We start from the raw sequence: 23,024 nt of genomic DNA on the forward strand, positions 1-23,024 counted from the left end.
AGCTTAACGACCGGAACCGGCGGTCAATTACGACGTATACGAGAAGAGGCGGGCACGATGTCTTCGGCTTCGGGTCCCGCGATGATGTACCCGGCGCCGGTATTCCTGCTGGGCAATGCGATGAGGCCGGCGAGCGTGTGCAGGAGCGGGCGGGGTGTTTCTTCACCGATGATCTTCACTCCTTTCCTGCGGCGCAGACCGGTGATGATGATTCCGCTCACAGACAGCATCGAGAGGTAGAAGAACCGGGAGTAGAAGGTCGCAACCTTTGGGGCGGCTCCGAGCTTCCGGATTTTCCTCGCTGTTTGTGTGCAGAATCTGTTTGACATGCTATATTCTCCTGTTTTGGAAATGGGGTTAAAAAGGTTTTTTATTGCTGGGTAAATTTTCGCAGTTATCGCGGAGTTTTTGGGGAATCCGGGCGTGGATTGCGGTTGGTTTTGTGCGGTTAGTTTGGCTGGGAATTTTGGGAGACTGAGCGCGGCACACGGCGTAGATCGGTGGATGTTTTTGCGGGGAATTTTCCGGGATTTTTGCGGGATTTGGGGGATGGTGCCGCATCAATCAGCTAACCGGGCGGTTGTGTGCCTGGGGTCTGACGCTCAATAGGGGCTCTGCCCCACGGCCAGCGTGGGCAAATCCCCGGCATTGGGAGCAGTCTTAGAGTATAATCTCTTTCAACCGTGTCGTATCCGGTAATTGTTCCCTGAATTGTGGGGGAAGTGCAGGCCCGACATGATAGGTAGAGATGGCCATCGGCTTTGACATGTCCCGCAGAGAATATTCTGCAATCACCCGGTTCTTTTCCCGGCACAAGAGAATCCCAATACATGGCTTATCTATCGAAGGATCGCGGAGCAGATCATCTGCTGCTGACAGGTAGAAATTCAGTTTGCCGGCAAACTCCGGCACAAATGTGCCAACCTTCAGCTCGATGATGATATAGCAATGCAGCCGGGTATGGTAGAACAACAAGTCCAGATAAAAATCCTGGTCTCCGATTTCAAGGTGATATTCACTGCCGAGGAACGCGAATCCGATTCCGAGTTCGACTAAGAAATCCCTGAGCTTTTCGAGAAGTGATTGGTGAAGTTCCCGCTCGGAAATTTCCCGGCTGCGGCCCAGAAAATCAAAAATATAGGGGTCTTTGATAATCCCGAGGGCAAGTTCTGACTGTGGTACCGGAAGAGTAGTGGGGAAGTTGGTGACAGAAGTCCCGGTCCGGTTCACCAGTCCGCTCTCAATCTGGTGAACGAGTACATTCCGGCTCCAGCCATGCCGGATAGTTTCACGGATGTACCATTCCCGCTCTGCAGGGCCCTTCACTTTATCCAGAAGGGCAATATGATGATACCAGGTAATTTGTGCAAGCAGCTCTTGCACAATTGCTAAGTCACGCCATGCCCCGGCAAATTTCTGCATATATTTCAGGTTCCTGACCGAGAATCCCTTCATATCGGGAAATTCATGGAGCAGGTCCGAGGATAAACGATCGATGACCTTTGCACCCCAGCCTTCCCGTTCCTGCCGGGTCAGGATATCGTCTCCTATCTGCCAGTAGAGCAGGACCAGTTCGCGGTTTACGGATAACGCAGCTTTAACTTGTGCTGACCGGATCCGGTTTTTTAACGAGACGATAAATTCCGGGTAGCCGTCAGGGGTATCCGGAGCTGGTGACGTGATTGCGGTTCTGGGTTTCATGAATGAATCGCGTTCCTTATCCAATGTTTCGGTACTTGTGAGGATAAGGAACCCGGTTGGCGGGGTGAAAGTGTGGGAAAATGGCAGGTCCTTGAAGGTTCATTCTCTGTCAGCGTCGGGGTTGGTGGAAGTGAGGGTGTTCAGGTCGAAGGAGGGGGATTTTTGTGGAGAAGTGAAATTAATAGAGAATAGTTATATCACTCTCATCGAGGATTCATTCATATCCCGTAGTATTTCTCCGGAAGGATCCCACGATTTTTGCAAAAAGATTCCCGCAGCGCAAACCACCAGCATCTCCGGCCCGGGCGCATCCCCGGGGGCAAGCCCACGCAGCGAGAGGCGAAGCCCCGTTGAGCGTAAAATCCCCCCTCCAAAATCCAAAAAATTTACCCTTTCTTCCCCTTCTTCTTCCCCGGCACCACAGCCCCGTCTGAAAAGAACCCGGATGCTGCGAAATCCCCGACATCCATTACGTGAGATTTCTCACCGGAAGAGACAGCAGGGGCAATGAACCGGAAGAATTCCTTGGAGTACTGCTCGTAGCTGAACCCTTCCGCCTCGATCACCCGTTTCCACTTGTCTTCCATGGACAAAATGCCCATAAAGGAGATCATCAGGTACATCGAGATCAGGAACGGGTCGAGATCGGCCCGGATCGTACCGTCATCGATGCCCTCCCGGACAGCATCCTGCAGGATCATCCGGCACGTGCCATACCCTTTTCCGATATCCGCTGTATATGGGTTCTCTTGGGAAAAACGTTCAGACCCGTAAAAGTGGATAAGTCGCAGGTAATCCGGGTGCTCCTGGGAAAAGCGGTAATAGGCCTGGCCCATCAGGGCTACCTTGACAATGCCCGGGACCTCTGTCTCCATGCATTCCCGGTATTTTTCCTCCAGGATCGAGACGCCACGGAGCACAATGGCCGCAAAGAGCGCCTCCTTATTTTTAAAATAGAGATAGAGAGTGGCCTTGTTCAGCTCGACCTCATGTGCGATCCCGTCCATGGAGACATCATCATATCCGCGGGAAAAGAAGAGGCGCTCGGCTGTATCAAGGATCTCTTTTCTTCGCTGCTCCTTTTCCCGTTTTTTTCGTTCGGTGATACCCATTCTTCCACACCTTCTGACATTTACCCATTATAAAGAGTATTCCGGCTCCTTTCGCTCTTTGTATAAAGTATACAAACGCAACGAAGCGTCCCTGACCATGCCGGGTTTTATCGTTCTTACGTGTTTGGGGCAGTGTTTGATGCAGGCACAGCACGTGATGCATTTTTCCGTGTCGATCTGCCTGCTGTTCCCCGGATCGACCGCCCCGACCGGGCATCCCTCTGCACAAGTCCCGCACTGGGTACATGCATCGCCGACTGCAATAAAATCAACATTCCAGAACGGGGTATCTCTCCGGTAAGGATGACACGGCTCTCCCCGGTAAGGATGACAGCCGGGGATTTTTACTTCAGAAATCGTGTCGGCAGATGTTACCGACCGGAGTTTTTCTTGTATTTTTTGCCCGAACAATTCTGCAATTTTCAGGTCACCTGTATCAGGACGACCCACGGCAGTTGGTATTTCAGCAGTGGAAAAGGAGTGTTCCCCGATGAACGCTGCACCGGCAACCGGTTTACATCCACATTCAGTCAGGATATCATTCAGCTCGAGCAGGGCATCGTCATACGCGCGATTGCCATACACGACAACGCTGACAGCGGGCGTATGATGCGCCTCGAGCGTATGCAGCCATTCGGTCACCAGTGCCGGCACTCTTGCCATATACACCGGCACACCAACAATGAGTAATTCTTTTTCTGATGTTCGTAACGGTTGTTCTCTCGCGTCCGGCCTCGTGATATCCAGTTCTTCCACGGTGCCGGGATGTATTCCGCGTGCTATTCCCCGGACTGCCGCTTGCGTTGTTCCCGTGGGTGAAAAATAAACGAGTTTCACTGTTTGTATTTTCATCTGATTCTCCCTGAAGTGGTTGACGTTGTCCTGATAATATCCATGATTTTAATTCCCGTTTTCCGCTGTCAGCAGACAATTCTCCACAGGCGCTGCAAGACCTTCGTTTTCCCGCCAGCCTGCAAGCTTTGTTTCAATGCTGCGGAACATCCGGGTCCGCTCCTCCTCAGGCAATGCTGCGATCTGTGCAGCAACCGGTAATGCCGAGAAATATGCGGGAAGGAGCTCGGCAAGTGACGGGTGACGGGCGATTTTCACTTTGGACCGGATGCGTATGTTGGAAAACCCGGCATCACTGACCAGGTTGTGCAGCACCTTATGATTGGAAAGTGAACTGGCAACCTTGAAAATCGTTGTCGAATCCTCGCCGAAATATTCCGAAAAAACATCGCATATGACCATCACGTGCGGACACATTTCGGGACGGCCCCATACACTCAGGGCAAGCGTTCCCTGTGGTGCAAGGACTCTTTTCATCTCCCGCAGTGCCGCTGCCTTGTCCGGGAAAAACTGGAGCCCCTGCTGGCAGAGGACCGTGTCAAATTCCCCGGAGGAAAACGGCATCCGGGATACGTCGCTGTGATACCACTCGATGCCAGTCGCACCCTCTAATCCTGCACACCTGCCGGCAACCCGGAGCATTCCTTCGTTGAAGTCAAGCCCGGCGATCCTGCCACCCGGTTCGACAAGACCTGCCGCCTTCCGCGCAACGATCCCGGTGCCGCAGGCAACATCCAGTACTCGTTTTTTTGGGCCGACACGTCCGGCATCGATGAGGCTTGGTGTCCAGTCAGCCATCCATGTCGGGACGATAACCCGTTCGTAGGTTTCAGGACCATCGGTATTCATCTGCCATCTGAAGGTGGTGCGGTTGTCCTGCAATTTTTTGCTGGTCTCATGAATGATATTGCTCTCCATCGAACTCACACTACAGTTATCACTTTTGGTTAAATTATAACTATCGGTTATTTTGTAACCACTAGTGTGAGTTATGGACAATCCGGGTAACCGGATTGTTGTGGGGCCGCCGTCAATTGCCGGAACCGGGGCACTGAAAAAGCGTATGGAGAATAAAACAAAAAGAGTAGGAATATCTTAATCCCGCCCGATTATCTATAACGGTGAATCATGCGCACACTCTATCTCTATATCCTCGATACCTTAGCTGACTGGGAGCCGGGCCATGTCCTGGCCGAGCTCCGCTCCGGACGGTACCTGAAAGATCCGTCACTCCGGTATTCCGTTGTACTATGCGGCAGTAACCTGGATCCCGTCACCACCATGGGCGGGCTGCATCTGACGCCGGAAGTCCTCATAACAGATATCCACCCCATCCCCGGCGACGTACTCGTGCTACCGGGAGCAGATACCTGGCTTGATCCAGCACAGGAACCCGCCCTCAAGGTGGCAGGACAGTTGCCTGATGAAGGAATACTTGTTGCCGCTATCTGCGGTGCGACGCTGGGCCTTGCAAACGCCGGCCTGCTGGACAAACGCCCGCACACCAGCAACGATCCTGCTGCCCTGAAAATGTTCTGCCCGAACTACCGGGGCGAGAATCATTATGTGAACGAACCCGCAGTGACTGACGGCAATCTCATCACCGCAAGCGGACTTGCACCGGCAGAGTTCGCGTACCATGTCTTCCGGAGCCTGGATGTCATAGCACCTGCAACGCTCGAAGCCTGGCATGGGCTTTTCACCACCCGGCAGCCTGAATATTTCTATGCCCTGATGGGCTCCCTGCCGCAACGGTAGGGATTCCTGAGCGTGCGTGTGGGGCGGACCCGGGACCGGATCCAGTACATGACCTGTCGTTGATCTCCGGAACCGGGGTTACTGAGGAGCGCCGGTAATGACGGGTCGACGTGCAAGCGTGTTGGGCGGCCTTCCCGTTTAGATCCTGCCGTACTTTTTATGCGCCTGTTCCGTGGTCATGATCTCGTTGATGATGATCTCCTCGCCATCAGGATAAAAGAAGATAGTGTACCGGTATGACACGTGCATCCGGTACCGCTCTTTTTTCATAGTGAGCCGCTTGATATCGCCTGTCGCATGCGGATGGTAAGCAAGACGATCGATATGTTCACCTACGATACGAAGATCCTTGTCGGGAATATCTTCGAGAAACTTAATCGCCCTTTCTGTGATCCGTATCTTCACTTTTATCACGTCTTTGAAAGGCCGAGACCCTTCTTCGCCTTGTCCCACGTTACGGTCTTTTCGGTCGCATCGATCTCATCGAGATCTGCGATGAGCTGCTTGCGCTGGTGCTCGGATATGAGCTCGGCGATTGTATCGTCGAATGTCTGGCCCGGTTTCCGGAGGTTTGAGAGGGTTGCCCAGGTGCCCGGCGTCAGGGCGACTCTTTTATTCGCGATTTCTCCTTCTGCTGATGACATGGTACGTGCTCCCTGGCGATCGGTAAAACCGTATCGCGAAAAAGTTCATGATTGGCATGCTGGTACAGCATGGTGATATTGACAAGATTGACAGGATTTCCTATTAAATGTATGGCACGATGCAATTATCCCGGCAGGTTGCTGAGGGGACTGAAGGGCGCAGGTAAGGGGGGGTCGGGACGCATGCGTGGCTGGGCGGACCCGTCTTCTCAGCGATTGACGGACCCGGAACCGGATTGGTACCGGACTTCTCGATAATCTCCGGAACCCCGGGGCACTGAAAAGTAATGGTATTGAACGGCAAAACAACACACGTTCATGCCGGAAAAAATGTTGAACTCCGATCAGGTTTGCCAGATTATCTTTCAGGAATAGCGTATCAGGTTTTCTTCACTGAATAACGGAGCCATAGAATACCCGTCCCCAGTACCTCACTTTTAAGAAGTTGCAGGGGAACCTGAAGATCCATAAAACCGGCTTTATGGGGATCGAACATAGTTGGATCCGGTGCACCACCTGCAAGATACGGATGGATAAGGACACTCACTTCATCAACAACCCCTGCCTGCAGGAGCACACTGTTGAGGGTCCCCCCGCTGTCAGCCCTGATCGTGTTAATACCGTAATCCCGGTTCAGCATATCCAGAGCGGTACGCATATCGATATGGTCATCTCCGGTTACAATAGCTGCGATCTTTTCATCCCGGAGAAAATCCAGATATTCTTGTGGGGTTGAGGATGAACACAGAGCTAAAACGTCCCGCATGTAGGGCCATTTCCGTATTGCATCCCAGCAACGCACCCTTCCCCGGCTGTCAGCGATGACCAGTAACGGGCGGGGATCAGGGAGTCCATGGGGAGGTCTGAACATCTCCTCATGCTCCGGGGGGATATCCAGCGCAGGATTGTCCCGGGCTGCTGCAAGCACCGTTTCACTACCGAAAAGAATAGCATCGGGGTTCCATTGTGCAGCAAGCGCATAATAGAGTTCAAGATCCGCCGGAAATCCGGTTATACGACCATCGAGACTTGTAGCGGTATGGAGAATGACTTTTGGCAGCATAGAAAATTCCTTAGAGGTATTTCTCCAGCCAGGGAATTATAAAAACGTGGTGTGCGGAGTGAAACTAACATTCTGCTTTTACCTGCGAAACCAGATTTTTTTTTTAGTGGAGGCTGGTCACCCTCTCCCATTATAGCCGAGGGTGGTGGTGCGGACCCATCCTCTCTTTGATTGACGGACCCGGAACCGGATGGTACCGTGGCCGTCGCCAGTCTCCGGTACTGACAGCGGGCCTGATACCAGGAAAACGAGAATGAAGAGATTAGTTTCATGGGGTTTAACCGCCCTATACTAAAAAATACAAAAATTACCGGTGGGATCTATGGCAGACGGACAAGATTATTTTATCATCCTGCTCGTCCTGTCGGTTTTGCTGCATTTCGTATTCCCTGTTCTGGTGTTCCTTTCCCCTCCCTTGACGTATTCCGGGTTTCTCATCATCGGCTTTGGTCTTGTTCTGGCTTTTTGCAGCCGTTCATTATTCCTGAAAAATGCAACAACCCTGCAGCCGTCTGAAGAACCCACGTCGCTTGTGACCTCCGGCCCGTTTCGTATCAGCCGTAATCCGATATACCTGGGAATGGCATCAATCCTCTTAGGTGTCGCAGTATTGTTGGGAACACTGGTCACCCTTGTATTTCCCGTCATTTTCGTTATATTGATCGAATTTTTCATTATTCCGGGCGAAGAGCGGAAGCTGGAAAAAATATTTGGGGAACCGTACCGGGAGTATAAAAAAAGTGTCCGGAGGTGGATATAACACCGTATGCTTTCCGGTGGGGTATAACGTATGGTGTGCGGGTGGAATGAAGTAGAGACGAACAGTGTCGACTGTCATCAACGTTCAGGTCAGTTATTTATCCGCGGAGCGGAGGCCTCCACCGAACGCAGTTAGGGCGGTAGTAACTAAAAAAAAAGATCTTCACGATTCTTTTATATATTTTTAATATAAATTCCCGTTTTGTTTCTCATCAAAATCCGGATGTGAACAGATGGCGTTCCCGAATTCAATTCGAAATAGTAAGGAAAAGATAAAAACCGGGGCCTCTCTAGGGGAAAAACTAAAAAGGGCACACAACTCCTCAGCCATCATGCAACAGACCCGGCACGGGAATTTCGCGAAATGAACCCGGGAAGATGAAGGATAAAAAGGGAAATTTCACGACCATGGCCGACAAACTACGGCAGCCTTCCGCTACCGCTGCTACCAAAGAGATTTGGTACGGACTACGCAGCGATGAGGCCGCAAAAAAACTTGGAACAACCCTGGAAAAAGGGCTCAGTGCCGCTGAAGCCGCCCGCCGGCTTGAGTTGTATGGCAGAAACATTCTTGAAGAGGAGAAAGAAAAATCTGCCTGGCTTCGTTTCCTGGAGCAGTATACGTCGTACATGCAGATCGTCCTGGTCATCGCGGCGATCGTGAGCCTGTTTATTCGCCAATATCACACTTTTTTACTGCTTTTCCTCCTGACCGTCTTCAACGCAAATCTCGGCTATCGCCAGGAGGCGAAGGCAGCGGCCAGTGTCGCGGCACTCAACAAGATGATGAAGATTGTTGCCAAAGTGCGGCGGGATGGCGGGGTTGTGCAGGTTGAAGCCGATCAGGTTGTTCCCGGCGATATCGTGATCGTAGATGCCGGTGACCGCATCCCGGCCGACGGTCGTGTCATCGTTTCGGCAACGCTCCAGATAGAAGAATCTGCCCTTACCGGAGAGAGCATCGCTGTGGAGAAGAACACGGACCCTCTGGCAAAAACGGACGTCTCTCTCGGTGACCAGCTGAACATGGCGTTCATGAACACGAACGTGACGCGGGGGCATGGGGAGATCCTGGTCACCACCACGGGAATGGGCTCCGAAGTGGGCCATATCGCCACCATGCTCCGGGAACAGAAGGCGGAAAAGAGTCCCCTTACCCGGCAGATCAATAACGTCACCCTCATTATTATCGGCCTGGCAGGGTTCGCGTTTATCAGTATTGTCGTACTCGGGCTCTCCCAGGGTGTGTCTTTCACGACGTTATTCACCATTGGGATATCACTCGCCATCGGTTCGATTCCTGATGCCCTGCCGGCAGTCGTCACCACAATTCTCGCCATGGGCACGGTCGCAATGGCAAAGAAGAATGCCATCATCAAAAACCTGCCCGCTGTCGAGACCCTGGGTTCCACTTCAGCGATCAACTCGGACAAGACCGGGACTCTGACGATGAACCAGATGACGGTCCGGACGATATCAACGGTGAAACATCGCTACATGGTTACCGGGGAAGGCTACAGTTTTACGGGAAAGATACAGAGGACGCAGGGGGAATGTGAAGAAAATCTCGATTTCATTCTCTTTCCCTGTGCGCTCTGCATTGATACCGAGATCAGGGACGGCCAGGTAATCGGGGACCCGACGGAAGGGGCACTCTATGTCCTCGCAGAGAAAGGTGGGGTTGATGTCAGGCAGTTCCGTGAAAACTATCCCCGGATAGCCAGTATTCCCTTCGATTCCGACTATAAATTCATGGCCACCTTCCATGTCATGAAGGATGCAACAGGAAGAGAGGTCATCCGTGCCTACGTGAAAGGGGCACCGGACGTGATCCTGACCCGCTCATCGTACAGCCTGTGGCCGGACGGAACGGCGCAGGAACTGACGGAGGCGCACAGGAAAACGTTCCTTGAGGAAAACGAGCGTATTGCCCGTGGAGGATTGCGTGTGCTCGCGTTTGCCCAGCGTGATTTCGACCCGGCAACTTTCGATCCGAAGGCCGATCTCATCCCTCTGATACAGGACCTTGTGGTAACTGCACTTATCGGGGAGGTCGATCCTCCGCGGGCGGAAGCAAAGGATTCCATTGCAAAGGCGAAAAAGGCGGGGATCCGGGTCAGGATGATCACCGGGGACCATGCAGTGACCGCAGAGGCCATCGGTCGGGAACTGGGAATAGAAGGGCGGGCGGTCACCGGTGCCGAATTTGCAGCACTGAGCGATGCAGAAGCGGAACGACAGGTCGATGAGATAGGGGTTATCGCACGGGTCGCACCGGAACATAAGGTCCGGCTGGTGAATGTCCTGAAAAAGAAAGGCAATATCGTGGCGATGACCGGCGACGGTGTGAATGACGCTCCTGCAATCAAGGCGGCAGATATCGGCATCGCGATGGGGATGACAGGGACCGATGTTGCAAAGGGAGCGGCCAAGATGATCCTCACCGACGATAACTTTGCGACAATTGTGGCCGCCATCGAAGAAGGCCGGAAGGTGTACGACAACCTGCAGAAATTCCTGCGGATCCAGATCGCCAACCTGTTTATGTTTATCCTGGCATTCCTGGGTTCCTCGCTCTTTGCAATAGCCGGAACTGCCCTCTTCAGCCCCGGCCAGGTGCTCTGGATTCACATGCTCGTTGTCGCACCCATCGGCATTATGTTCGGCCTCGACATGGCGTCACCCGGGATCATGAACCGGGCCCCCCGGAAAGTCCATGAGCCGCTGATCAGTACAAGGATGTTTATCCGGCTGTTCGTCGTGGGTTTGCTCATGGCCGCGATGGCGCTGTATCTCTTCCATATGGGCAAGGTCACTTTCGGCTCTGTACAAACCGGGCAGACCATGGCGCTGGTTTCTCTTTCGCTGATGAATATCTTCCTTGCATGGAACCTGCGATTCCCGAAAGATACCGCCTTCCAGACCGCGACATTTTCGAACGCCCGGCTCGTTTACATCTATCTCTGGGTTGTCTTTGGGGCTTTCCTGATGACAGAAAGCCGCCTCTTCCAGGATATCTTCGGGACCACCTCACTTACCCCGTACCAGTGGGTGCTCTGTCTCATCCCCGGCCTGATCATTTTAGCCGTTGGCGAGATCTTCAAAGCCGTGCTCCGTTCTAAAGACAGGAATTCTCCCGTTGCCCTGTGAGAGACGAAATAATCCCAAAACCGGAGCTAATCTTTTTTTTGGTATAGTATCATTCCAGCCACTAAACTTCGTTATATCTCCATGAATGCAGTGCGAGGAACTGTGGAGAGTACACATCGGGCATTTTGTTTTGTTGTACGAGATTGATGCGAAGGAACCGGCTGTTGTTTTGCTAAAGATATGTCCATCACTCTGAAGCGTACGGCTAATTTTTACTTATTTGCTTTTCCTCAGTCAGTCCGCGTGCGGTGGTGCGGACCCGTCCTATCAGTGATTGACGGACCCGGAACCGGATTGGAACCGGACCCGTCGTCAATTGCTGGTTCTGACCCCCGCTCCCCATGAACCTTGCATGAAATCGTCCCCTCCACCCGTTCCCCCGGGTAATTCCGCCATGCTTATCATCTTTCTCGTTATATTGTCGGGTGTATGAGAACTGCATTCACGATCCTTGTACTTATCCTTGCCGTGCTTGCCTGCGGGTGCACGGCAACAGCGCCGGCAGCAGCCCCCGCGGCAGCACCGGCAGCCACGCCGGCCGTAACAGCGACCACCCCTATTCCCGGGGTAACCGGCATCTGGACCGGGACCTCCGTAGGGCACAGCCAGCTCGAAGGGTTCCGCGAACACACCTCAGCGGTGTACAACATCTCGGTACAGAAAGGCCACGCGTTCACCGGTACCAAGGAGTACGTGAGGGCTGACGGCAAGAAGTATACCGAAAATTTCTCCGGGACCGTCTCGTCCCGCGGGGAGATCTTCATGGGTGACACCGAGGGAGGCATTGCGGACGGCATGCTGACCGGGCCGGACGCCATGGAACTCGGGTATGCCGAAGACGGGCCGGATGCCAAGGCCTTCCTCCTGATACTCAACCGGCAGAAGTGATGAGATCCACCTCCCCTTTTTTCCCGTAGCATTCATCTTATGACAGGGTAGCCGGTCCTTTGTAGTCGTATGGGACGGCTGCATGGATGCTGTACGCGGTGGAGCGGACCCGGACTATTTTTTATTGACGGACCCGGGGCCGGATGGTACCGAGGCCGTCGTTGCTTCTCAGGAACCGAGGGCAATGAGGCTTGGCCGGTGCCGGATTGATCGTTATCACAAACCAATCTAAAAAAGTATCAGCAGCTGCCGGCAGATCCGGCAACGTATTTCCGGACATCCACGACCGCACCGCTCTTTGCCATGCGTTCTGCTATTCCAAGAATTTCATGAGCAACGTGCTCGTCAACGTAGTCCTCACCGCAGTTTGTGCAGACCTGGGCGGGAACTTCCTTGACAACCAGGGTAAGACCGTCGCGATCGAAGGTGACGGTCGTCAAGCCTTCTTTCGTTTGCCCGTGTTTACAGATTACGCATTTCATGATTTCCTCCTTATTGAGAAATTTTCTGACCACACGTCAGGATCAGGTTCGTATGCCGTGATAACAATTGCTTCACGTCTACGGTCCTATGTCTTCTGGTTGACTGCCGTAATTATCTACATTGCGGTTCGGATGCCGGAACATTTCGACTTGCTAAACCCCTCTTCCTTTACTCGCAGCGTGCGTGGGCGGGGCCGGGCTTTGTGGTGATGGGGCGGACCCGGGGATTTAGTACCGGACCCGTCGTAAACTGCCGGAACCGAAGGGCACTAAGGAGCGCCGGTACTGATGTATTACGACGAAACGTGGGTTAAAGAACGAATACGATTTGAGCACATTTTCCTTCAATCCGGAAAAAAGGAGTATATACGACGAGTCAAAAGCGAGTATTCATTTTAGGGGCTGTACCAGATTAGAGTTTTATATATCCCCCCACAGCCTCAACGTTCCCGGGTTGTTGCATGGGTGTTCCGTAATTAAACATGAACTCACATTTTGACGAGCCGCCGGGTGTAGCTCAGCTGCCCCAGCCGTTGACAATCCGCCAAAATATCCCCGCTGCCTCACATCACCGCGCCATCAGCGCGAATACACCCCATCCAAGATATTCACGCGTGTACGCGGCGTAGCGTTTTGGTTCCACAGTCAGTCTGGCCCTGACCTCTTTTACGAAGTCGTCGTGGGGATTCGCTTCGAGCCATCGGCGCATGGTGAGCCACTTGGCCGCTTCGTACCTGTCCCAGCCTTCCTGGTCTGCCAGAACCATTTCCACAACATCGTAGTCGAGGTCGCTAAAAGACGCGAGAAGTTCCGGAAGTATGAGAAAGTCGGAGACAGAACTGGCATCGCATCCCCTGGCAACGTCTTCCGTCGGCGGTAACCTCACCCAGTAGGGCTCGCCGATGAGGATGATTCCTCCGGGGCGGAGACTCTTTGCCAGAAGCCCGATGGTGCCGGCGACTCCCCCACCGATCCACGTGGCACCGAGACAGGCTGCCACACCGACCTTTTCGTCGGCAACGTAGCCGGCAGCGTCGCCATGGATGAACCCGACTTGATCGGCAACTCCGAGTTCTTCAGCGCGGAGTTTCGCCTGTTCGGTGAACAACCGGCTCATGTCGATGCCGACGCCGATGATTCCGTAATCGCGTGCCCAGGTGCACAGCATCTCGCCCGAACCGCTGCCGAGGTCGAGCACACGAGTCCCCGGTTCCAGGCGCAATGCTGCGCCGAGAGTGGCGAGATTTTCTGGTGTGAACGGGTTATGGATGCGGTGAGTACTTTCGGTAATGGTGAAGATACGTGGGATGTCCAATGCACAACCTCCTTTTACTAAGTTGGGTAATAACCGGAATATACTTTTAGTGACTGTTGTGGATAAGGGTTTTAACTATCACACAACAGCCTCAACGTTCCCTGGTTGTTGCTCTGGTGTAAACCGGCGCGAGCGAGCTTTGGCCCGGGAAATTTTCTGCTACAACCGGAACCCGGGCAAAAATGTTTTCGGCTCGTACCGGTTCCGGCCGGAAAAAATCCGGAGCGATTGCATCCGGAGTCCCGGGAAATTTTCCGGCTGCCGGAAAATAATCCGCTGAATTGCCGGGTCGGGTTCTGCGGAGGATGGTCGCGATTGCTCCGGCTACGGCTGCGTGCGGTGGGGCGGGGCCGGACTTTTTTTGATTTACGGACCCGTAACCGGTTGGTACCGAGGCCGCCGTCTATTGCCGGAACCGGCGGCACTGATCAACGCTGGTACGGACGGGTCAGGGGCCGCAGGATGAAACAATATATTCATCTTACAACATACGCAAAGATACAGAACGGCAAGAGGTTTTTCAAAAAAATGACTCCCGATTCCGGCGAATGGTTCCGACAGGCACAGTATGATCTCGGTACTGCCGAAACCCTCGTCTCCGCCGGGCGTTATCCTCCGGTGATATTCTTCTGTCACCTCGCACTCGAAAAAGCCCTGAAGGCTCTTTACGTTGAGAAATTCAACGACAATCCGGATAAGACCCACAGCCTGATCTTTCTTGTTGAAGTTCTCGAACTGGAAGTACCTCAGGAGTATATGGAATCCCTGTTCGTTATCAATCGTATCGGCATTACCGGACGATATCCGCATAACCTTGATGTGGTTCTTGAACAATATACCAAAGGAAAGACGGAAAAGATCTTACACGAGACAAAGGAGATACTTACATGGTTGACGCACAAGTCCTCGAAGCGGTAAATTTTTTCAGAGCTCTGGTGAGGGAAAACGGCGTCCATATTAACGATCTTATCCTGTTCGGGTCTTTTAGTACGGGAACCGCAACTCCTGAAAGTGACATCGACATCGCGATTATTTCCAAAGATTTTACCGGCCGCGATATTTTTGAGCGGGCCCTCATGACGAAAGATGCGGAAATAAAGACCGTCAGGAAATTCAAAGTAGCCCTCGATGTACTTACCTTGACTCCGGAAGAATACCGGGATCCGATGTCCCTTATTGCAGGCACGCTCAGAAAAGGAATTGTTGTGCCGACGGTTTCATCCGCTTGAAATTAAAGGGAGGGATTTTCCCGGGACTCGTTTTTCGTGCTCACCATTGGTGCGGCCCCGTCCTCTCTTTCGCTTGCCGGACCCGGAACCGGATCCGGTTCCGGACCCGTCGTCAGGTGCCGGAACCGTGGGCACTGAGCAGCGCCGGTATAGACAGACCGGGAAATGAAGATGAAACAATTTATTCCTCTGAAAACATATGGGAAGATAGAGAGCGTCAAAGGTTTCCCAGATGGCACCAAATTCCAACGAATGGTTACGGCAGGTGCAATACGATATTAATACTTCCGAATCCTGGTCCTACCGATGGGGTAAGACCAGGGCCGCAGGTCAGGAAAGGCAATGCCTGTAAGCAGAAGAAAAATACCAAGGGTCATCCGGAATAGTATCCAAACAGAGTGGGGCACCCATGAGTTGGAATGATTTTGTTTTTTTCCCCGGAATAATCATTGAATTCCTGGGAGTTGTCATCCTCGTTGCCGGAGGTATTACCGGTAGGCCCGTGCTCCTTATCGCCGGGGTGGTAATCATCTGTATCGGCTCTGCATTAACAATCATGCGGATCATACGGCGGGCTCGCAAAGGGGCCGGTTCACCGGATCCGGGTATACGGGCACCGGCAGATGCGTTATCAGAAAAACCGGTGGATTCAACGGTCCTCTACCAGGACCCTCTGGTAAGCATCTCCGGGAACTCGATCACGTTCCACCATTATTCGTTTCCCCTTTTTTTGTCAGACCGGCAGGTTTATTTCCGGGATATTGTCCGCATCGATGTAAAAAAAACGGCTCTCGGGACCGGGAAATGGCGGATCGCGGGGTCTGGTGATTTCCGGACTTGGTTCCCGATGGACTGGGACCGTCCTTCCCGCGACAGGACATTTTTTGCCACGCTGAAAGCAGGGTGGTGGACGATCGGTTTCACGGTGGAGAACTCCTCACGGGTGCTGTCCATCCTGAAAGAACAAGGCCTGCCCATTGTTGAATCGGGAGAATAAAATTCCTCTCTCTCTTCGGTGATTCTCCGCTTTACTCGCGCTGAATTGTTCCCTCCGGGATCCCCTGGCGGCCGCATGCGGTGGGGCGGGGCCGGGCTGGTACTGATTGGGCGGACCTGGAACCGAGTCTAGTACTGGACCCGTCGTCAATTGCCGGGACCGGGGGCACTGAGAAGTGCTAAGTATGCGGGTCGTGCCAAAGATTGGTAATGCAGTTCCCAGGCAAAAGGGAGTTTATATGTTGATTTATTTTATCTGGTATTTTTGTTCTTATTGTTGATATTAATGATAACATTTCCTTTTGGTCCGGTTCGTCTGGTTCTAACACTATTACTTTTAGGACATTTATGATTGCGATCTTTCCCCCACCCCTCACATACGGGACATGTTTTTACACGAATGTCAAGACCAACAATTTCTCGAATTTTCCCAGACCCTTCACAACGAGCGCATGTGATATCCGTATTGCATTTGCCACATACTACCATACTTTCTCAAGGATTTTGTTTAGTATCCTTATATATTAAATATGTGTTTTGCTCACGAATCGGCAAAAAAAATTCGCTATCTTAACAAAATAACAATATCCAATCGATAATGATTTTTAGTGAATAAATCCACACTACCTCAATGCAACAGCAAACCGCACCTGCGATGGGGGAGCGACGTGCAATAAGCGGTTACAAAGCTCAATATGAGATTGAAGCAGTAAAAATACATCACGCAATTAAACAAAAAACCCTTCAATTTATTCGAATTGCAGATCCAAATGCGGGCAGAGTTGACGATTTTCAACTTCAAACTTCTTCCCAAATAGATGCGTTCCAGATTAAATGGAGTACATATCCGGGATTGCTAACTTTCAATTATCTAGTAACTTCTCAAAAAAATGGAAGTCCATGTCTAATTAACCAACTATCAGATGGCTGGAAAAAACTGAAAGCAAGATATCCAGATAAAAAAATTATTGTCCATCTCGTCACTCGTGATCGTCCATCGCCAAAAGGAAAAATAATTGAAAAAATTGACTCCTCAGAGACAAATCATTTTGCTGGATTTATAGCGCATATTTGGAAAAATGTACATGATTCCACGTTCAAGACAAAATCTGATATTCCCCCCAACTGGAAACCTGTGTGGGAAAAACTTCAACGAGCGTCAGAGTTAACTGACGATGAATTTTTTGAATTCGTCCGAAATTGTGAATTAGATTTTGGATATAAAATTCCAGAATTTGAAGAATATAACGATCTTGAAAGACAAGCGATAAAAAATGAAATCTCCCAGATTTTACACTTTCTTTTTTTATCAGTTGCTGATCCGATGATGATTGTTGAACTAAGTGTTGGAGAACTTCTTAGAAAATTGGGATGGGCGGAAAGATACGATTTAATTAATGCTCAAAATTTTCGAGTTGACGATGCTCAATACCGTCCGATCGAAGGATTAGACAATAATCTCGAGTTCCTAATCAGCAAAACCACTAAAGGATATATTGCAGTAATTGGAACCCCAGGATCTGGAAAATCGACTTTCTTGACGCAAGTGCTAAAAAACCGCGAAGAACGTGTTATCAAATATTATTCATTTATCCCCGACTCCATCGAACCAATAAATCTTCGCGGAGAATCGAAAAATTTCCTACATGACATTACACTTCAATTGGAGAAAGAAGGCTTTTCGCCGGGTGGAAGTATCAGTTCATTAGACAGAGAAGTACTCTTGAGAAGATTCTTCGATCAGATGAGAATTCTTAATGAAGATTGGAAAAAAACCGGTCGAAAAACTCTCTTTCTTGTTGATGGTTTAGATCACATTACTCGGGAACAGCGTCCTGTCCATTCTCTACTTATTGATTTGCCAATTCCTGAGTCGATTCCCGACGGGATAATTTTTATCTTGGGAAGCCAGACCGAAACAATTTTCAGTTCCAGAATTCGTGCCGACATAAGAAATCGTAAAATTGAGATGAAACCTCTTAGTCATCAAGCGACCTATGAGATAATAACAAATTCTCATCTTCGATACTCTCCAAATGAGGACCAGATCACAAAAATCTTTTCCCTCTCGTCAGGTCATCCCTTGGCTTTGAAATATATCCTGAACAAGATAACCGAAGTGAAAAGTACTGCTGAAATTGCCTTAGTCTTAGATGATACGAAGGCTTACGAAGGTAATATTGAACTACAATACCAGTCCTACTTCGATGATATTTATGACGATTCAAAATTATTCGAGTTGCTGGGTTTAATATCGCGGTGTAAGGGAGATATCGATCTTCAATGGGTTGAAACCTGGTATGACGGTTTATCAATAGTAAATTTAAGAAATAAATTTTCTCATTATTTCAAAAAGGAAGATAATAACACGTGGTCATTTTTTCATAATAGTTTTAAGCGATTTGTTTTTGAGCGAACGAGCGAATCTGATCCGGGAAATGTCAATCCCTCAATGTCAATTAAGTTTTATAAAAAATTAGCCGAAAAGTCTTCCGATTCGCCGTGTAATTCAATTCATTCATGGGATGAAGTCTTTTACAGAAGTCGTGCTCAACAATATCAAAAAATTATTGAGATTGCTACAAGGATCCGTTTTGAAGAACAAATGCGTAGTTTCCGTCCAATCTACGAAATACGTGAGGATATTGACTTAGCATTGAATGCAGCTAGAGAACAGAAAGATATTGTTGCATTTATACGATTTATTTTCCTCGGATCCGAATTTGAGCAGAGGGATGGATACATCAAAGAAGTCTTATATTTCAGGCTTCTTTACTCGTTATTAGAAGCTGACGAAAGAATTCCATTAAAGCATATACTTTCTGGCAACCAACTGAAAATAAAAAATGAAATTGCTCTCAAATTGTCAAGAGAACTAAAAATTAAAGGACGTTCTGCGCAGGCTAAAAAAATATTTGAATTGTCTGAACCAATCGAAATTTTAAACGCTGCCGAACCAATAGAAAATCCTCAAAAATATGAGAACCCCTCAATTTTAATTGAGTGGGCAAGATCCGCCAGCTATTTTAGAGATTTAGATAGAACGGTTGAATTGATTAAAAAGTGTCAGCAAAAGGCAAATTTCACTGATAGAGATTATGATAGTTCTGTAAAATCACTTCAAAAAAGTCTTCTGCATGCCCTTGGTATCTCACTTGTCAAACAAAAAAGATGGGATGATGTTTTACGAATACAAACTGAATTAAATAACCATTTTTTTGCTGATTCCTTGAAATTTAGTTTAGTCTGGAATTCATGGGAGATATGTTTCAGAGATGATGACTTCGATAGAGCAAAAGAATTTTTAGAATGGGGGAAAGCTGACATAGGTTTCGATTATCTTTATCCAAATTCCGACACTTTTAATCCCGGGAAAATAACCCGTGTTGCTCTGGGAATTTGCGAGATTGATAAAGATTTGAAAACTGCAAGAAAATTTCTGAAAAATGTTCCTCTACCAGAAATCAATAATTCAATCTTTTCAACTAAAGCTGGTTTATCTCCATTCTTGGATTTGATTTATTATCTTAGAGTAAATTTTTATTTAAATGAGCAATACTCTCCTGAAAAAATATTACAATTGGTGGGGGATGAGAAATCGGAAATCTCTGATGAATTTAAAAGACATCTTTACGCGATTACCTATATCTCGACAATGGGAGACAAGGAAAAATTTTTGCCTGCTTCGCGAATTACGGAATTAGTATCTCCAATATTGAAATTTTTTTACAAAAGTTATTTTCCGCGTTTCCAAGATCAAGATTCGGGTTTTGTTATCGCATACTCAAAACTCGAATTCTACGATTTCCTGGTCAATGCTGTAAGTAAACATGGGCCTGAGGCTATTCACTCCTTGTGCAGATTACTTGATGAGGAGTGGGATAATTTAGAAAACGAAAAATATTGGCCTTCTGATATTTGGAGAAAAGTTATTAATGTCCTCAATTATCGACATGCCGAAAAAGAATGGTGCGAGAATAAACTTTTACTGTTGCAAATGGCGTTATTGAAACGTCCGAATGAGTATGCAGATACATATGCCAGAGTTCATGAATTTTTGAACCAGGCCACCTCATGGAATAATCTAAAAAAGTTTGATTTGTCGAAAGAATGTTTGTCAAAGATGTTTCAGACTTCTTTAAGCATAGGTTTTCATAAAGACTACCAATTAAATTCATGGATTGAATGGTTGGATACCATAAACAATCTCGAAACAGATAAAAGAATTGAACGAACCTTGGAATTTGTAAATTATATTCAAGTTTTACATGGTTATGTTGAAGAAAGAGCAGATGAATACGCCGCTGAGGAATTAATAAAAATTACTTTTAATTGGAGTCCAAGACATAGCCTAATTCTAACAAATTGGTTCCTTGAAAAAGATATCATCTCACAACGAAGAGCAAGATACAATTATCTTTTACAAATATTGAAAAGTCAAGAAGATATCCCACTTGAATCTGTTAATCCGTACGTGGACTCCTTCTTATTTTGTCAAGATGAAATAGAAGGAGTTTATCGAGAGATAATAGAGGTGATAATCACCAGAGCTTTTCAACAAGATGTCAAATTGGGACGTAAAATTACTCGTCATTTTATCCATTCGATTGAAATGTCAATATTTGAAAAAAATAAACCTCAATGGAAACTCATAATCGCGGATCAACTTAAAAATTTGGGAATAAATCCTCAGTTTTCCAAATTAAGTATAAAAAATCTGGAAACAGAAATCAAATCAACTAATACCAATAGTGTTCAGATTGATGACTCAATTCCTAAGAAATTGCTTAAATATCCGATTACTCCAGAACTTTTAATCGCAAAAATACCGGAACTAAAATATCGACGAAAATGGGAGCCCATAATTCTAAAACATCTTAATTCATTCACAAAAAAAGATATCAATAAAATTCTATCAACCACGGAAAATCCTGATCTGACTGTTTTATTGGCTCAACGGCTATTCGAATTGAATGATTTAAAAAATGCGCAAAATGCTTGTCTGAAAACGATACGTAATTGTCCCTTTGGGGGATATGGGCTTCCCCTTGATTATGGTGCTAAAGTAAATTCGATGAAAATAATTTCAAAAATTGATGCGGAAAAAGCGAAAGAGATCTTCTACGAAACTGTTTATTCGGATTTAACATCGAATTATCCATACTATTTGATGGTAGCAATGCGAATTAACGAGGTTATTTCTCAATTATTTGAAAAGAATCAAATAATAGGGATTTGGATAGAAATTCAAGAGTATCTAAATTCATTGTTTTCAGAATATTCGATGCCAAATGAAATCCCGGCGCATTTCTATGATCGAATAAAAGATAATTCAGCGGTTGTTGCATTTGACCAATTTCAAAAGAATTTTTGATTATGTTTGAATATTTACCGAATCTTTGATCTATGTATTGCCATTTGGTACCAACAAGAATTTTTTTACATCCCCATCTCAATCACACTCGTTACCCCCTTTCACTTTCTTACCCCATCCCGCACCTCTTTAATACCCCATGCCAATTTGTACCGCACCAAAATGAAAGACATCGTCATCAAGGGTGCCCGCCAGCACAGTATTTATCACTCCCCGATCATCAGTATAATTGAATGAAGTCTACGGACCAGACCCGTATTCACGAAGCCCTCGCCGACGCCACCTTCCGGGCGTACCGCGAAGCCGTCATCCGGCTGCCCCCGGACGTACTCCGGGTGATCGAGCAGGCCGCTGCCACCGAGACATCCCTGGTAGCCCGCGGAGAGTTTGCCAATATTTTACAAAACATCAGCATGGCCGAAAAACTCGGCGTCCCGATGTGCCAGGATACCGGCGTCCCGGTAATTTACCTCACCATCCCCCCGGATGTCCCTCTCACGCAGGATCTGTACAATGCAATAGCAGAGGGAGTCCGGAAAGCAACGAAAGAAGTACCGCTACGGCCAAACGTGGTGGATCCCATCACCCGTCACAATACCAACGACAACACCGGCGCCGGCATGCCGGCAATTCACGTCAAACCCGGGGAAAAGTTCACCGTCACCGTACTCCCCAAGGGAGCGGGTGCAGAAAACATGTCACGGATCGGGATGCTCCTCCCCTCGCAGGTGGGCCAGATCGAGAAATTCGTTGTCGAGACGGTCTACCTCGCGGGTTCCCGGCCCTGCCCGCCCATCGTAATCGGTGTCGGTATCGGCGGGACCTTTGACGGGGCAGCCGCGATGGCAAAGGAAGCGCTCCTCCAACCTCTCGACCAGATGACGGAGTACGAACGCGGGATTCTTGCGGCAGTGAACCGGCTCGGCATCGGTGCGATGGGCCTGGGCGGCGACTTCACGGCACTGGCAGTCAAGGTCAAGACCGCCGGGTGTCACACGGCTTCGCTGCCGGTTGCGGTGAACATCCAGTGCTGGGCGAACCGGCATGCAACGGTGGAGGTGCTGCTATGAGCGCGAAGACTGCAAAACCCGTGCAGCTTCGCACGCCGCTTGGAGAGGAAGTGCTCGCCCTCCACGCGGGGGATCATGTCGAACTCTCGGGTGTCGTGTATACGGCCCGTGACGAGGCGCACCTCCGCATGCAGAAAGAGGGTATCCCGTTCGATCCGCAGGGTGCGGTGATCTACCATTGCGGCCCGGTGATACAGGACAAGCGGGTGGTAGCTGCCGGGCCTACGACCTCCGCCCGGATGAACGAACTTTCGGGTTTCTTATTCGACAAGGGAGTGCGGGCGCTCATCGGGAAAGGCGGCATGGGAACGCGCGTGCGGGAGCAGCTGAAAGGCAGGGGGGTGTACCTCGCGTTCACCGGCGGGTGTGCAGCCCTTGCAGCGGATCGCATGACCCTCAAAGAAGTCTTTTTCGAAGATCTCGGGATGGCGGAAGCCGTGTGGGTGATCGAACTCGACCGGCTGCCGCTCGTGGTGGGGATCGATGCGCAGGGCAACGACATCTTCGGGGATGTCAGCAAACACGCGGAAGCAGAATATGCCCGGTACCGGAAGTCATGAACGCTTCCGGCAGGACAGGTATAAAGAACAGGTTTTTTCCATTCCAGCGGTCACATAATACCTTAGGATAT

General features: G+C 49.3%; 20 protein-coding genes. 10 read left to right on the forward strand and 10 right to left on the reverse strand.

Annotation, left to right across the window (positions count from 1 at the left end; all coding sequences use genetic code 11):
• Positions 1–23 precede the first annotated feature (23 nt).
• From WC593_04905 to WC593_04925, 5 genes are all read right to left on the reverse strand, one after another.
• On the reverse strand, positions 24–329 hold the full coding sequence (locus tag WC593_04905) for a hypothetical protein (protein MFA4824479.1): 306 nt from the start codon (positions 327–329) through the stop codon (positions 24–26).
• Positions 330–660: 331 nt separating this feature from the next.
• Positions 661–1,701: a PDDEXK nuclease domain-containing protein gene (locus tag WC593_04910; GenBank protein ID MFA4824480.1), complete on the reverse strand. Its 1,041-nt coding sequence runs from the start codon at positions 1,699–1,701 to the stop codon at positions 661–663.
• 386 nt (positions 1,702–2,087) lie between these two features.
• A complete protein-coding gene (locus WC593_04915; GenBank protein MFA4824481.1) occupies positions 2,088–2,813 on the reverse strand; it encodes a TetR/AcrR family transcriptional regulator in 726 nt (241 codons plus the stop codon).
• Between the two features lie 27 nt (positions 2,814–2,840).
• Entirely contained in the window at positions 2,841–3,665 is an 825-nt protein-coding gene (locus tag WC593_04920; GenBank protein ID MFA4824482.1) for an EFR1 family ferrodoxin, read from the reverse strand.
• Positions 3,666–3,713: 48 nt separating this feature from the next.
• Complete coding sequence (locus WC593_04925; GenBank protein MFA4824483.1) at positions 3,714–4,583, reverse strand: methyltransferase domain-containing protein; 870 nt, start codon at positions 4,581–4,583, stop codon at positions 3,714–3,716.
• Positions 4,584–4,793: 210 nt separating this feature from the next.
• Here WC593_04925 and WC593_04930 point away from each other — a divergent pair, with 210 nt between their 5' ends.
• Entirely contained in the window at positions 4,794–5,423 is a 630-nt protein-coding gene (locus WC593_04930; GenBank protein ID MFA4824484.1) for a type 1 glutamine amidotransferase family protein, read from the forward strand.
• Between the two features lie 138 nt (positions 5,424–5,561).
• Here WC593_04930 and WC593_04935 read toward each other — a convergent pair whose 3' ends face one another.
• From WC593_04935 to WC593_04945, 3 genes are all read right to left on the reverse strand, one after another.
• Positions 5,562–5,828, reverse strand: coding sequence for a hypothetical protein (locus WC593_04935; GenBank protein MFA4824485.1), 267 nt, complete (start codon positions 5,826–5,828; stop codon positions 5,562–5,564).
• 5 nt (positions 5,829–5,833) lie between these two features.
• Positions 5,834–6,067, reverse strand: a complete 234-nt coding sequence (locus tag WC593_04940) for a hypothetical protein (protein MFA4824486.1) — start codon at positions 6,065–6,067, stop codon at positions 5,834–5,836.
• Positions 6,068–6,446: 379 nt separating this feature from the next.
• Entirely contained in the window at positions 6,447–7,130 is a 684-nt protein-coding gene (locus tag WC593_04945; GenBank protein ID MFA4824487.1) for a RibD family protein, read from the reverse strand.
• 322 nt (positions 7,131–7,452) lie between these two features.
• Here WC593_04945 and WC593_04950 point away from each other — a divergent pair, with 322 nt between their 5' ends.
• The 3 genes from WC593_04950 to WC593_04960 all read left to right on the forward strand — a co-directional run bounded on the left by WC593_04950 (position 7,453) and on the right by WC593_04960 (position 11,927).
• The gene (locus WC593_04950; GenBank protein MFA4824488.1) at positions 7,453–7,890 is read left to right on the forward strand and encodes an isoprenylcysteine carboxylmethyltransferase family protein; all 438 of its coding nucleotides are present in this window, start codon (positions 7,453–7,455) and stop codon (positions 7,888–7,890) included.
• Positions 7,891–8,267: 377 nt separating this feature from the next.
• Positions 8,268–11,039: an HAD-IC family P-type ATPase gene (locus tag WC593_04955; GenBank protein MFA4824489.1), complete on the forward strand. Its 2,772-nt coding sequence runs from the start codon at positions 8,268–8,270 to the stop codon at positions 11,037–11,039.
• Positions 11,040–11,468: 429 nt separating this feature from the next.
• A complete protein-coding gene (locus WC593_04960; GenBank protein MFA4824490.1) occupies positions 11,469–11,927 on the forward strand; it encodes a hypothetical protein in 459 nt (152 codons plus the stop codon).
• 239 nt (positions 11,928–12,166) lie between these two features.
• Here WC593_04960 and WC593_04965 read toward each other — a convergent pair whose 3' ends face one another.
• The gene (locus WC593_04965) at positions 12,167–12,409 is read right to left on the reverse strand and encodes a type II toxin-antitoxin system MqsA family antitoxin (GenBank protein MFA4824491.1); all 243 of its coding nucleotides are present in this window, start codon (positions 12,407–12,409) and stop codon (positions 12,167–12,169) included.
• Positions 12,410–12,977: 568 nt separating this feature from the next.
• Positions 12,978–13,724, reverse strand: coding sequence for a class I SAM-dependent methyltransferase (locus tag WC593_04970; GenBank protein MFA4824492.1), 747 nt, complete (start codon positions 13,722–13,724; stop codon positions 12,978–12,980).
• Positions 13,725–14,252: 528 nt separating this feature from the next.
• Here WC593_04970 and WC593_04975 point away from each other — a divergent pair.
• From WC593_04975 to WC593_05000, 6 genes are all read left to right on the forward strand, one after another.
• Positions 14,253–14,642: a HEPN domain-containing protein gene (locus WC593_04975; protein ID MFA4824493.1), complete on the forward strand. Its 390-nt coding sequence runs from the start codon at positions 14,253–14,255 to the stop codon at positions 14,640–14,642.
• On the forward strand, positions 14,612–14,953 hold the full coding sequence (locus tag WC593_04980; GenBank protein ID MFA4824494.1) for a nucleotidyltransferase domain-containing protein: 342 nt from the start codon (positions 14,612–14,614) through the stop codon (positions 14,951–14,953). Before WC593_04975 ends, WC593_04980 begins: the two co-directional genes overlap by 31 nt.
• 409 nt (positions 14,954–15,362) lie before the next feature.
• Positions 15,363–15,950, forward strand: a complete 588-nt coding sequence (locus tag WC593_04985; GenBank protein ID MFA4824495.1) for a hypothetical protein — start codon at positions 15,363–15,365, stop codon at positions 15,948–15,950.
• A gap of 630 nt (positions 15,951–16,580) precedes the next feature.
• Complete coding sequence (locus WC593_04990) at positions 16,581–21,323, forward strand: ATP-binding protein (protein ID MFA4824496.1); 4,743 nt, start codon at positions 16,581–16,583, stop codon at positions 21,321–21,323.
• Between the two features lie 233 nt (positions 21,324–21,556).
• Positions 21,557–22,393 (forward strand): fumarate hydratase, encoded by an 837-nt coding sequence (locus tag WC593_04995; protein MFA4824497.1) that lies wholly within the window; start codon positions 21,557–21,559, stop codon positions 22,391–22,393.
• Complete coding sequence (locus WC593_05000) at positions 22,390–22,953, forward strand: FumA C-terminus/TtdB family hydratase beta subunit (protein ID MFA4824498.1); 564 nt, start codon at positions 22,390–22,392, stop codon at positions 22,951–22,953. The genes WC593_04995 and WC593_05000 overlap by 4 nt, the downstream gene beginning before the upstream one ends.
• Positions 22,954–23,024 lie beyond the last annotated feature (71 nt).

Origin of the sequence: Methanoregula sp., from assembly GCA_041645435.1 — an archaeon.
Lineage (GTDB): Archaea > Halobacteriota > Methanomicrobia > Methanomicrobiales > Methanospirillaceae > Methanoregula.